Annotated in this window: 11 protein-coding genes; 2 read left to right on the top strand and 9 right to left on the bottom strand. The window is 49.9% G+C overall.

What is annotated here, in order from left to right; genetic code table 11:
* Positions 1-95: 95 nt before the first annotated feature.
* The 3 genes from pncB to DSZ37_RS03740 are packed head-to-tail and all read right to left on the bottom strand — an operon-like array spanning position 96 to position 2,676.
* Entirely contained in the window at positions 96-1,298 is a 1,203-nt protein-coding gene (pncB, locus tag DSZ37_RS03750) for a nicotinate phosphoribosyltransferase (protein WP_109725624.1), read from the bottom strand.
* A gap of 18 nt (positions 1,299-1,316) precedes the next feature.
* A complete protein-coding gene (locus tag DSZ37_RS03745; protein WP_109725623.1) occupies positions 1,317-1,841 on the bottom strand; it encodes a cysteine hydrolase family protein in 525 nt (174 codons plus the stop codon).
* Positions 1,842-1,854: 13 nt separating this feature from the next.
* The gene (locus DSZ37_RS03740; RefSeq protein ID WP_109725673.1) at positions 1,855-2,676 is read right to left on the bottom strand and encodes an NUDIX hydrolase; all 822 of its coding nucleotides are present in this window, start codon (positions 2,674-2,676) and stop codon (positions 1,855-1,857) included.
* A 311-nt stretch (positions 2,677-2,987) separates the two neighbouring features.
* Here DSZ37_RS03740 and DSZ37_RS03735 point away from each other — a divergent pair, with 311 nt between their 5' ends.
* Together DSZ37_RS03735 and DSZ37_RS03730 are read left to right on the top strand one after the other, a co-directional pair.
* Positions 2,988-4,295, top strand: coding sequence for a GGDEF domain-containing protein (locus tag DSZ37_RS03735; protein WP_242978557.1), 1,308 nt, complete (start codon positions 2,988-2,990; stop codon positions 4,293-4,295).
* A gap of 227 nt (positions 4,296-4,522) precedes the next feature.
* Positions 4,523-7,474 (top strand): glycoside hydrolase family 9 protein, encoded by a 2,952-nt coding sequence (locus tag DSZ37_RS03730; protein ID WP_109725622.1) that lies wholly within the window; start codon positions 4,523-4,525, stop codon positions 7,472-7,474.
* Positions 7,475-7,999: 525 nt separating this feature from the next.
* Here DSZ37_RS03730 and queF read toward each other — a convergent pair.
* The 6 genes from queF to DSZ37_RS03700 all read right to left on the bottom strand — a co-directional run bounded on the left by queF (position 8,000) and on the right by DSZ37_RS03700 (position 11,996).
* Complete coding sequence (queF, locus tag DSZ37_RS03725; RefSeq protein WP_109725621.1) at positions 8,000-8,497, bottom strand: preQ(1) synthase; 498 nt, start codon at positions 8,495-8,497, stop codon at positions 8,000-8,002.
* A gap of 1 nt (position 8,498) precedes the next feature.
* Positions 8,499-9,185 carry a 7-cyano-7-deazaguanine synthase QueC gene (gene queC / locus DSZ37_RS03720; protein WP_109725620.1) on the bottom strand — a complete coding sequence of 229 codons (687 nt, stop codon included), beginning with the start codon at positions 9,183-9,185 and terminating at the stop codon, positions 8,499-8,501.
* A gap of 10 nt (positions 9,186-9,195) precedes the next feature.
* Positions 9,196-9,765 (bottom strand): GTP cyclohydrolase I, encoded by a 570-nt coding sequence (folE, locus tag DSZ37_RS03715; protein WP_109725619.1) that lies wholly within the window; start codon positions 9,763-9,765, stop codon positions 9,196-9,198.
* Positions 9,765-10,427 carry a putative 7-carboxy-7-deazaguanine synthase QueE gene (queE, locus tag DSZ37_RS03710; RefSeq protein ID WP_207655904.1) on the bottom strand — a complete coding sequence of 221 codons (663 nt, stop codon included), beginning with the start codon at positions 10,425-10,427 and terminating at the stop codon, positions 9,765-9,767. The genes folE and queE overlap by 1 nt, the downstream gene beginning before the upstream one ends.
* Positions 10,424-10,849 carry a 6-carboxytetrahydropterin synthase QueD gene (queD, locus tag DSZ37_RS03705; protein ID WP_109725617.1) on the bottom strand — a complete coding sequence of 142 codons (426 nt, stop codon included), beginning with the start codon at positions 10,847-10,849 and terminating at the stop codon, positions 10,424-10,426. The genes queE and queD overlap by 4 nt, the downstream gene beginning before the upstream one ends.
* A 190-nt stretch (positions 10,850-11,039) precedes the next feature.
* Positions 11,040-11,996, bottom strand: a complete 957-nt coding sequence (locus DSZ37_RS03700; RefSeq protein WP_109725616.1) for a hypothetical protein — start codon at positions 11,994-11,996, stop codon at positions 11,040-11,042.
* Between the last annotated feature and the right edge of the window lie 82 nt (positions 11,997-12,078).

Below are 12,078 nucleotides of genomic sequence, written 5' to 3'. Positions count from 1 at the left end.
GCAGCGATATGCAAGATGACAGGAATAACTTTCAAAGTGACATTTGTAACAAAAAACGGAGAAGGCTCACTCATTGCCTTCTCCGTATGGGGTACTTATTTTTTAGCGGATTCTCTTTTCAGTCTGAAATCCACCGAGCGCTTGAGGTATTCAAGATACTCCTCATCACGGCACATTGCCTTGCCCACAGCGTCGGACAGCTTCGCCACGGGTCTGCCGTTGACATACTGGAGCTTGATAACGATGTTGAGAGCCTCCTCCTCTGTATCGTTGGAGCAGAATGTTCCGATACCGAAAGACACCTTTGTCTTGCCGCAGAAGTGATCAAAGAGCTTCTGTGCGCGGTCGAAATCAAGGCTGTCGCTGAACAGCAGCAGTTTTGTCTTTGGATCAACGCCGTACTTCTTGTAGTGAGCGATCATCTTTTCGCCCCACTCATAGGGGTCGCCGCTGTCGTGGCGGACACCTGTGTAGTTGTTGACCATTGAGCGGTTGAAATCAAGCAGGAACAGGTCAGTAGTGATAGTATCCGTAAGTGCAGTACCGTTATCGCCGTCGTACTCGTCATACCAATCCTTCATGGCATAGTGATTGGTGTATGCAAGTGGGATGGAGTCTATTCCCTGATACATCTGCACGAACTCGTGAGCATATGTGCCTATGGGGGTAACATTGTACTTCATGGCAAGGTAAACATTTGAAGTACCCACGCACTTGTCGGTCTCGGTGCAGAGGCGCCTTACCACAACGTCCTCCCACTCACGGGAAAGCCTTCTGCGGCAGCCGAACTCTGCGAACTTAAATGTATAAGTTCCGTCGTTCAGTGCCTTTATCTTGGCGTCAAGACGCTCCTCGGCAGACTTTCTCAGTCTGTCGTAGTCGTACTTCATGCGGAAGTATACCTCGTTGACTATCTCAAGGAGATATATCTCGAACTGCATTGCCGAGAACAGAGGTCCGTCCACAACTATCTCCAGCTCGCCGTCAGCATTGAGCCCTGCGGTAACGTAGTCCCTTATGGGGTGCCACAGTCTGAGAAACTCGACATAGTCGTCCTTGATGAAGCGGATGGAGCGGAGGTAATCCAGCTCCTCCTTTTTAAAGCTCAGTGAGCAGAGGTGGTCGATCTGGTCGTTTATCTCCTGCACCATTTCGGCAGTGAATACAATGCCCTTATTGCGGCACTTGAAGTAGTATTTTCCACAGAGGTCTGTGTGCTTGTGGAAAATGACCTGATCCATATTGAACTTGTACAGGTCAGTGTCAAGGAGGGAAACAACGATGGGTTCAAGCTTCATAATATCATATCCTTTCTGTTAAATTACATCTATCTGGCAGCTTCGCATGGTCTCGAGAGCTGCATCGTGCTTAACGGGTGTAACTCCTGCACAGCAGGCTGCGTCAACGGATATGGGAGCCTCGGGGAAGTTCGCCTTGATGAGCAGAGCATTGCTGACAACACATATATCGGTGCAGAGACCGATGAGCTCAACAGTGAATTTCTCATTGCCCACTGCTTTTTTTATCAGCTTGGGAAGATCAACGGAGCCGAATGTATTCTTTTCCACAGGAGTATACTTCTTTCCCTCGAGAGCCGCCGCGATATCCTTGTTCAGCTCCCAGCCCTCTGTGCCCTTTATGCAGTGAGGAACGGGAAGCTTCTTTCCCTCGGCGGTGTCCATATAATTCTCGAAGTGGGTGTCATAGGTAACGAAAATGTCACCATCAAATGCGGCTATCTTCCTTGCAGCCGCAGGAACGATCGCGCAGGCCTCTGCAGAGCCGAGAGCTCCGTCCACGAAGTCCTTCTGCATATCAACTACAACCAGAATATTTTTCATGACGATATCCTCCTTAATCATTGCTTTTGCGTCTGTACAGCTTAGCGGGACGATGTCCCTCGCCCCTTACTATCTCGCCTGTCTCCTCCACATACTTGCTGACCATTCGTCTGAAGTTTGCAGGAAGGAAGGAAATGTTGAGTATTGTCTCCTGAACCTTCTGAAAGGCGGTAAGAGTGAATTTCTCAGGAAGAAAGTCGAAAATGGTATCATAGCTTTTTGCCGCTCTCCTGAGAGCCGAGACGGCTGAAGCTATCATGGCGGCGTGGTCAAACGCCAGTGAACCGCTGTCTTTTATTGCGAAAGAGGTACGCCCGAAGCCCGAGCTCTCCTCGGTGAGAACTGCTCTGAGCACCACATCGCCGTAGCTGAGGGTCAGGCAGTATTCGCCGCCTGAGTCCCTGACAAAGTCCACATCGAACCACTGTGCGTCGGAGGCGTCGTCCATAGCCACCTGCTTCACAGATTCGTCCCCTATGATGGAAACATAGGCGTGTGAGATTATCCACCCTCTCGGGTCACGTCCCGGAGCGCTGAAAACCCCCACAGGCATAATGGATACGGGAAGGACATTAGTCTCCTCCTTTATCTCTCTGAGAGCACACTCCTCAACAGTCTCGTTGGAGTTGAGAAATCCGCCGGGCAGCGCCCACATTCCCTTATAGGGATGACCGCCCCTCTTTATCAGCAGCAGCGAGAGCCTGTTCTCGGGATTACGGCGGTAGCTTGCCTTTTCCTCGGACCTTATCATGAATGCCGCCACATCGGCTGTGACGGAGGGTCTCTCGTAATCGCTGAGCTTATATGCCGACAGGAACTCCTTTTCTGTTGCCATCGGCATCACCTCCTCTGTTATTTCTGTTATGATAATATCATAAAAATAATAAGATGTCAAGTACTTTTCAAAAATTTCTTCTGTTTTTTCCGAAAGTATTCTGTTTTCTGCATTTTTCACAAGCAAAGCGACCTCAGTTTGTAAGTTATCACAAATAGTTATCTGAATTGTTGAAAATTCACAGAATATTATCATTTCAAATACAAATATATGTTATCATATATGTAAAGATAAAACTTCTCTGTCCGAGGCTGAACGGAGAGGACTTACTATGGGCAGTGCCCGAATTTCACAGCTTAGGGGGCATGAATGTGAATACCGACAACATCAACGATATAACTCTTGAGGACGTAACGAGTTATGCCATGAAAAACGCTGACGCCATAATTGTTGCGGACGGAAGAGCGGACACCTACAGAGCGCTTGCAAGGCGCGGATTGTTCGCAAAGCTCCTTGACGCAGACGGAAGCTACCTCGACCTTATCGAAAAGCTCTGGTATCACTTCAACAACAGCTCTGACACCGTTATCGAGGACTACCGCGTATTTATCCCTACTGCGGGTAAGTTCGTGGGAAAGTACAGCCGAAGGATAAACATAAGCTTTGAGGGAGTCACTCATGTGGTACAGATGACCGTTTATCCCGTGGTCAGTCAGGAGGTCTATATCCTCCTGCTGGACGAGCTGGACAGCAGCCAGTACATAGACGAGACCCTGACCACCAAAAAAGTCAGCACAATTCAGAATACCTATCTTTTCTCAATGTATGTGGACCTGATAAAGGATACCACCAACAGCATAAGTATCACGGAGCTGTCTGATGATGTCCAGAACCAGCAGCTGAAGTACTCCGAATGGCGCATGATGATAGTTAATATGATAGGACCCGATGATCAGGCAATCTTCCTCGAGAGAACAGACCCCGAGTATCTGAAAAAGAACCTCGCGGTCGGACGTACATCCTCCTACGACTGTCTTATGAAGAACCTTGAAGGCAGATATATCTGGGTAAAGCTCATTTTCAGACGCGCCGAGACCAGCAATCCCGATGACTTCCGCTTTGTATTCATGGTACAGGATATACACGAGAGTGCCGAGGAGCTTATGACCGCACTCAAAACCTATGAAGATCTTGCCCTGAAGGACCCCCTCACCGGGATATACAACCACCGACAGCTTGAGACCGAAATGGATAACACCATCGAAGACATCAGGGTCAACGGCGGCAGCGCTGCCATGATGATACTTGATATCGACTATTTCAAGCGCGTAAATGACGTATACGGCCACGCCGCAGGCGATAAAGCTCTCATACATTTTGCAGAGGTGATAACCGACTTTATAAGCAGCCGTAAGGCTGTTGCAGGACGCTGGGGCGGCGAGGAGTTCATTGTGGTGCTGGACAATGCCGACTCAGAGGAAGCAATATCCACTGCAAACGCCCTCCGTCAGCGGATCGAGGAGGAACCATTCGGCAAGATCGGTCATATCACCTGCAGTATCGGCGTAACAGTCATAACTGCCGATGATAATGTCACCACAGCCTTTGAACGTATGGACAAGGCGGTCTATGAAGCAAAATCCGCGGGAAGAAACTGCATAAAGACAGTATTCCGCTGAAATATGATATTCTGTGCAGCTTTTGTAAAGCCTCTCTTGATAAAGCCGCTCCCGAAATTACATCGGGAGCGGCTTTTTGTCTTGACTAATCCCATATTATAGTATATAATGGATATATATTCGCGGCAGTCAACAAATAAGTTTGTTATTATTTACAACCAAATAGCCGCGATTATAATAATGAGATCAGCCGCAGAAAGCGGCTAAACATCAGGGAGGGAACAATCATGAAACACAGGTCAACAAAAAAACTCATCCAAAAGCTGATGGCAGCTTCAGTAGCTGCGGTAAGCACTGCCGCATTTGCTCCGTTTACAGCTAATGCCGATTGTCTCGGACAGAACAGCTTCGACAACGGGATAATACTGCCATGGACTGTATTCGCCAATAATCCGGCGGAGCAGGATTTCGAGGTAAAGGACGGCAGCTTTAACATCACTATCATCAATCCCGGCGGAAAGAAACGCGGCGGCGAGTCCAGATGGGATCTGGGTATACGCCACAGAAATCTCCATATTGAGCAGGGGCACAAGTACAAGGTACACTGGGAGTTAGAAGCCTCTGCCGAAGGAGAGCTCCATACTCATATCGCAGGTAATGACGATAACGGCGAAGGCGTATGGCAGAACAATTCCAGCAGCTGGAATCAGGGCTGGAACAACGTCAAAATAGAAAAGGGCGAGAACAGCTTCGACAGTGAATTTACCGCAACCAAAACTATCGAGGTCGCATCATGGGAATTCCACTACGGCGGCGAAGGCTCTTATCAGGCTCAGGACTGCTTCCCCGAGGGAACAGTGCTGAAATTCGACAATCTCACACTTGAGTGCGAGGACTGCGGCGAGGAATACAAGAATGCAAATTCCACCCCATGCCTCTGGGACCCTTCAAATGAAATGGGTATCATTACGCCCAGAAGTGATGTAAGAATAAACCAGATAGGCTATTATACCTTGCTTGACAAGAAGGCTACATACGCCACAAGCAAGGAGATCACCGAGCCCGTCAGCTTCACCGTCAAGAAGAACGGCGAGCCCGTATTCACAGGCAAGGGTACTCCCATAGGATATGACGAGGCAGCAGGCGATTACTGCCAGATACTTGATTTCTCATCTGTGACCGATCCGGGTACATACACCATTGAGGTGGATGACAAGGATAACGTATTTACAAATCCCATCACAGGCGAGGTCTATAATAAGTATATCAGCCATGAGTTCCGTATAGGCAATGACGTATACAAGGGCATCCTCACCGACGCCATGAACTATTACTACCAGAGCCGTTCGGACGAGGACATCACAGAAGATAAGATAACCTCATTCAACCCCAAGGACATTAAAGCCAAGCTTGCTCATGCTGCACAGCACAAGAGCTACACCGCATATATCCAGTCACAGTGGATAAGAGCCTACGGTAACGAATTTGACGGTGACAAGAGGAACTCCATCGACGCAGCAGGCGGCTGGTACACAGGCTCAGACAATACAAAGAACGTGATCGTCGGCGCAAACTCAGTATGGCTCCTCCAGAATATGTATGAAATGGAGAAGTCAAAGGGCGATGCTTCTGAGGAAGCTCTCAGAGAAGCAAGGTATGAGCTTGAGTGGATGTTCAAGATGATCGTTGATCCGGAGAATGACCCTGTATGGGGCAAGGACTGCGCAAACTTTGTATATCATCAGGCAAATGACCACAAACGCATCTCTTTTGAAGGAAAAACCTACATATACGATGAAGACTATATGCCTACCCATATCGTCAGACCTCCAACGTATGCAGCTACATTCAACATGATAGCCTGCGCGGCTCAGGCTGCACGTCTCTGGGAGGGCATAGATGATGAGTTCGCCCATGAATGCCTCCAACACGCAGAGGATTCATGGAAGGCTGTAATGGCATACAAGGAAAAATGGGATACCGACCTCGGACAATATGAGAGGGATCCTCAGTTCGCTCCCGAAAGCTCATATGTAGGCACAGGCATATACGAGGACCGCAGCGTCAAGGACGAAGCATACTGGGCTGCCTGCGAGCTCTTCGCTACCACAGGTGCTGAGGAGTATTATAACGAGCTGAAGGACTATGAGAACGAGCACAGCGCGTCAGGTATCGCAAAGGCATTTGAAATAGCTCTGCCCGAGAGTGACGAGCTCACCTACTCCGCCTTCAATAACAGCGATACTACCACTATGGGAACACTTTCACTTTACCTCAGTGATAAGACAGCTGCAAAGGACAAGGAGACAATCGAGAAAAGCATCTTACAGGCAGCAGATTCTATGCTTGAAATGGAAAACAGCACCTCAAACGGAATGGGTATACCTTACAGAGAAGCCAAGGATACCGATTTGATCGGTATACCCGGGTATGATTATCATGCAGGATATGAGCCTGCTTCAAATGCTTGTATAACTAATAACGCCATGATCATGGCTTATGCTTATGACGCATCAAACTGCAATAGTAAGTATCTCAACGGAATGACTCAGGCTATGGACTATATCTTCGGAAGAAACGGTCTCGGCATATCCTACGTCACAGGCTACGGTTCTTACCACTCAAACAATCCCTCACACAGATTCTGGATATATGAGCTGGACAGCAGTTTCCCCATGGCTCCGAACGGAATAATGGTCAGCGGTCCCTGCTCAGGACTTATGGATGAATATGTAAAGAGTATGGGAATGAAGCGCGGCAAGGTACCTGCTCAGAAGTGTTACGCCGATTCCGTAGCCTCATGGAGCACCAACGATCTGGCTCCCGACTGGCAGGCTTCCTTTGCATGGAACATCAGCTTTGTCGAGAGCGCACTCAATACACCCGGACCGCTGCCCCCGATCACTACAACATCAACCTCAACAAATACTACTACAACCACAACAACTACTTCCACAACGTCCGCAGTACCGCCCGTAACTACCTCCACACAGGAGATAGTTCCCACAAAGAAAGGCGATACAAACTGTGACGACACAGTAGAGCTGGCAGACGCTATACTCATTATGCAATCACTGGCTAATCCCAACAAGTACGGTGTAGGCGGCTCCGACGCACACGCTCTCACCGAGCAGGGCAGAGCAAATGCCGATGTTGACAAGTCCGTAAAGGGTCTCACCTCAGGTGACGCTCTCCGCATACAGGAGTATCTCCTCCACCTTGCAGACTCACTGGACTGACAGCAAAAAAGCAGAATTGAAAGTACCTTAGCAGTCAAAAAATCATAGATCGGAATTTAGCGATACGCGAAAAATTGGAAATGTAGGGGGCGGCGTCCTCGACGTCCCACGAAATTTGCATTGCAGGGGCGGATATCATCCGCCCGATAGCATCGCGGCGAAGCCGCTTCCTAATGGCTAAAAGCTAAAGGCTTCAAAATTTAACATAAAGCCCCTGAGTGATTAAACGTGATACTCGTACAGCAGTTTTATAGGTGATATTGAGGAAAACCCTTTTGAAAAAGGGTTCTTCCTCAAACTCCTTTCCTAAAACTTTCAGCATTAAATTTAGCCCCGACAGAGCGCGCCTCACAAAATGTGAAAATCAGTAATAATACTGAGAGCGCCCTGTCGGGGCTAAATTCAGTTATAAAGTCTTTGGAAAAGGGGGTATGGGGGGAAGAACCTTTCCTCAGAAAGGTTTTCTCCCCATAATTACGCATAAGCTGCTATATAAGCACCACGGTTAACACTCAGGGGCTTTTTTCACCTGTTGTTTATACTTTCGGGATACATATCATGATGAGCCAGTCTGTCCCACGCCAGCTGCTCCCACTTTGTACCTGCCATGCCATAGTTGCAGTAGGGGTCAATGGAAATGCCGCCTCTGGGCAGGAACTTTCCCCATACCTCAATGTACTTGGGCTCCATAAGCTTTATAAGGTCCTTCATGATGATGTTCACGCAGTCCTCATGGAAGTCGCCGTGGTTGCGGAAGCTGAACAGATACAGCTTCAGAGACTTGCTCTCCACCATTCTCTCGCCCGGGATATAGGATATGTAAATGGAAGCAAAGTCTGGCTGTCCTGTGATAGGACACAGACTTGTGAACTCGGGACAGTTGAACTTTACGAAATAGTCGTTGTCGGGATGCTTGTTGGGGAATGTCTCCAGCACCGACGGGTCGTAGTCCGAGGAATACTTTGTATTGTTATTGCCGAGGAGAGTTATGCTCCCCTTTTCGTTTTCGGTCCTTCCGCTCATATTATTCTCCTTTCATGGCAGGGTCGTCGATACCGTTTGCTCTGAATGCAGCTATCCTGTCGCGGCAGGTCCCGCACACTCCGCAGGGCTTGTCGCCGCCCTCATAGCAGCTCCATGTAAGCTCATAGGGAACTCCCAGCTCCAGTCCCTTTGCAATGACCTGAGCCTTGTTCATGCCTATAAAGGGAGCCGTTACCCTCAGTTCTCCGCCGCTTCCCAGATAGATAGCGCGGTTGATGGCGTCATTGAAATCGCTGCTGCAATCGGGATAGGCGTTGCCTGCGGCGTCATCGCTGTGAGCGCCGTAGTATATCTCCTCGCAGCCGTTTGACAGTGCGATGCTCGCCGCAGAAGCAAGGAAAAGTCCGTTTCTGAAGGGCACATAGGTGGAGACAGGCTTGCCGTCGGTCTTTTCCAGCTGCACCGCATAGCTCTCCTTGGGTATCTCTCCCTCTGAGCCTTTCAGCAGAGTGCAGTCACTGTCAGCGAATATCAGCGCCAGATCAAGCTCCTTATGCTTTACTCCGTAATGTGCAGCTATTTTTCTTGCGGCTTCCAGCTCGCGGCTGTGCTTCTGTCCGTAGTAAAGAGACAGCGCGAGCACCTCGTCCGCTCCGTATTTATCAACAGCGATGGCAAGACAGGTCGTACTGTCAACGCCGCCGCTGAAAAGTACCAATGCTTTCATAGTATCCTCCTCAGTCAAACTTCACAAGCTCTTTCAGTTCAGAGCTGTCTCTGAATGCGCCCATGAACGTACCCGTCACCGTTTTTGCTTCGGCATTGCGGATACCTCTTGCGGTCATGCAGCTGTGGCTGCCTCTTATCATGACACCTACGTCGGGAGTACCTGCCGCCTCGGAGATTATCTCTGCGATGTCCTTTCCGAGACGCTCCTGAAGCTGCAAACGCTTTGCCGCCATATCACAGATACGGGCTATCTTGCTCAGTCCCAGCACCTTGCCGTGAGGGATATACGCCACATTCACGCTCATATCGTACATAAGAGCCAGATGGTGCTCGCAGTAGCTGAAAACGGTAATATCCTTCATGACCACAGCGCTGTCCATATCGGGATCGCCCTCCGCGTCGAAGGTCTTGCCGAACATCTCGGCTATCTGATGATTTGTATATGCAGTTCCCTCAAGGACCTCCTCAAGCATACGCGCCACACGGGCAGGAGTCTCCCTGAGTCCCTCGCGGTTCGGGTCCTCGCCTATGGCTTCGAGAAGTCCGAGAACGTGATATTCGATTTTTTCCCTGTCCATTAAACTCCCCTCCTTGTAGGCTCCCAGATGAACTTGTGGAGCTGGAGCTGGAGCCTTACTCCGTTCATATTACGCTCCTCCATGAACTCAACTATGTCCGCAGGCTCTATCTCGCCAAAAACGGGGCTGATGTACACATGGCAGCGCTCCGTGAGCCTGTACTGCTCAATTATCTCCGCAGCTCTTTCAAGGTCCTCCATGCTGCCCGAAACGAACTTCACCGTATCGTGGCAGTTCAGCAGGCGAAAATTGTTCCTGCACATGAACTCCTCCATGCCGCTTGAGGGCAGCTTATAGTCCATGGTGAAAACTGGTCTGTGTTCTGCCTCAGCCAGTCTGTCAAGGGCAATGCTTCCGTTGGTCTCTATCTCCACGCGGCAGCCTCTCTCCATGAGAAGGCTTATGACCTCGGCGCACTCCTTGTGCAGCAGGGGCTCGCCGCCTGTCAGGGTCACATTATGGACTCCTGTTTTGCTTACCCAGTCGGCTATCTCCTCGGGAGTCTCAAACTCCGCAGGAGCATTCCCGCTGTTAGCCCAGCTTGTGTCACAGTATGAGCAGTTAAGATTACAGCCGCGGAAGCGCACGAACACCGCAAGCTCGCCTGCGTGAGCGCCCTCACCGTTTATGCTCACGAATTTTTCAACTACGGGCAGCATTATATCCCCTCCTCAAATACAGCGCAGTTTTCGGGAGTCTCATAGACCGTGACGGTCTTTACGGGAAGTCCCTTTTCTCTCAGTGAGCCGAAGAAGTCCCTCGCGAAGTTCTCGGCTGTGGGGCGGTAAGCCACCTCTATAAGGCGGAAATCCTCATCGCGGAGCGCCGCAAGAGTGGTCTCCTTCAGCGAACCCGTCTCGTATATAAGCGCGTGGTCAAAGCTGTCTGCAAGAGCCCTTACCTCGTGCTTTAGGTCACCGAAGTCGATGACCATACCTCTTTTTTCGCCGCTTTCAATAAGAGCGTCCGCAGCTACTGTCACCTCGATTTTCCAGCGGTGACCATGGATATTGGCGCACTTGCCCTTATAGCCTGCAAGGAAGTGTGCGCTGTCGAACTCAGCGGAAGTTTTCAGATAATACATTTCTTCACCTCATGATAATATCAACAAAAAAGCGCCTGCCATGGGCAGACGCATCTGTATCACATTAAGAGCGCAGTATCCCTGCACTCACAGATGCCCTGGTTTTGTTTAACGACAGGATGGCGCAAACGAACTGTCGGGAGCGGACTCCGAGAAATATTATACCATTATTTCTCCCCTGTGTCAAGTCTTATCTGCGTATTATCGCAGCTATTTTCCTTACGGGAGCAAGCGGTCTCTCGCCGAAGAACAGGAACACTGCCGCAGTAAGCACAACATAGCCTGCGGTCAGCTCAAAGGGGAACTTCAGCAGAGCTGCCTCGGGAATGATGAAGGGCAGTGTTACAGCCGCTCCACAGGGCGGAAAATAGAGCTTTGCGGTATTTACCGCAATGAGTATGGCTCCGCAGGACAGTACAGCCGCAATTGTCAGGGGAAGTCCCAGTGTCACGCATATCACATAGCGCGAAGCGCAGCCCACTGCCGCAGCAAGGGCGATAAGCCACACAGTGACGGGTGCCTTTTCCCTCAGCTTTGATGCAGGCTTGCTCATCTCCGCAAATCCTACGATAAGAGGCGGAGCTATGAAGAATATCTCGTGGAACAGTGCAGGGATAAGGCATATCATTGAAGCGCATACTATCTGTTTTCCGCGGAGTATCAGCAGCTCTCTGTCGGGTACAACGGGACGGAAATCATATTTCTCCCTCATGCCTGCCTTTTCAAGGAGCAGCTGCACTCCCAGTATCAGAGATGTCATGACTATAACGGAAAGAATATAGACAGGACTCCTTGTACCGAGAAGAACGGGCAGCACACAGGCTGACACCGCAGGCAGGAACTCGGTTCCCGATGCGGTTATCAGCGCAAATGCGAGGATAAGTCCTATTGGTATCTGTGCCGCAAGGGGCAGGGGCACCAGCCATACTACTCCCACACCTGCCGCAGCGCAGGCGGTTATGGTCAGCAGCAGCCTCAGCCGTGAGGTGTTCCATACCTGCCGCGGAGCCGCAAGAGCTCCTATGGCGATAGCGGTTATCTCGGGGAAAATTATCTCCTTTTCATGTAAAAGCTCCGCTGCCGCAACCATTCCTGCCGCAAGAGCAAGGGATATGAGTGAGGGCAGAGCCGACTTTATTTTCTGCAAACGGGTCACCTTTTCTAATGTGAAGATATTTCAGTGCAAGGCGCACTAAACATTAGTATAGCATAAAATGGATAATAAAGCA

This window comes from Ruminococcus flavefaciens (genome assembly GCF_900116855.1).
In the GTDB taxonomy this organism is placed as follows: Bacteria; Bacillota; Clostridia; order Oscillospirales; family Ruminococcaceae; genus Ruminococcus; species Ruminococcus flavefaciens_R.
This window is presented reverse-complemented; position numbering and strand designations above follow the sequence as displayed.

Bases quoted from the DNA above. Each gene is read 5' to 3' on its own strand.
- pncB (WP_109725624.1), bottom strand. From the start codon at position 1,298: ATGAAGCTTGAACCCATCGTTGTTTCCCTCCTTGACACTGACCTGTAC.
- DSZ37_RS03745 (WP_109725623.1), bottom strand. From the start codon at position 1,841: ATGAAAAATATTCTGGTTGTAGTTGATATGCAGAAGGACTTCGTGGAC.
- DSZ37_RS03740 (WP_109725673.1), bottom strand. From the start codon at position 2,676: ATGGCAACAGAAAAGGAGTTCCTGTCGGCATATAAGCTCAGCGATTAC.
- DSZ37_RS03730 (WP_109725622.1), top strand. From the start codon at position 4,523: ATGAAACACAGGTCAACAAAAAAACTCATCCAAAAGCTGATGGCAGCT.
- queF (WP_109725621.1), bottom strand. From the start codon at position 8,497: ATGAGCGGAAGGACCGAAAACGAAAAGGGGAGCATAACTCTCCTCGGC.
- queC (WP_109725620.1), bottom strand. From the start codon at position 9,185: ATGAAAGCATTGGTACTTTTCAGCGGCGGCGTTGACAGTACGACCTGT.
- folE (WP_109725619.1), bottom strand. From the start codon at position 9,765: ATGGACAGGGAAAAAATCGAATATCACGTTCTCGGACTTCTCGAAGCC.
- queD (WP_109725617.1), bottom strand. From the start codon at position 10,849: ATGTATTATCTGAAAACTTCCGCTGAGTTCGACAGCGCACACTTCCTT.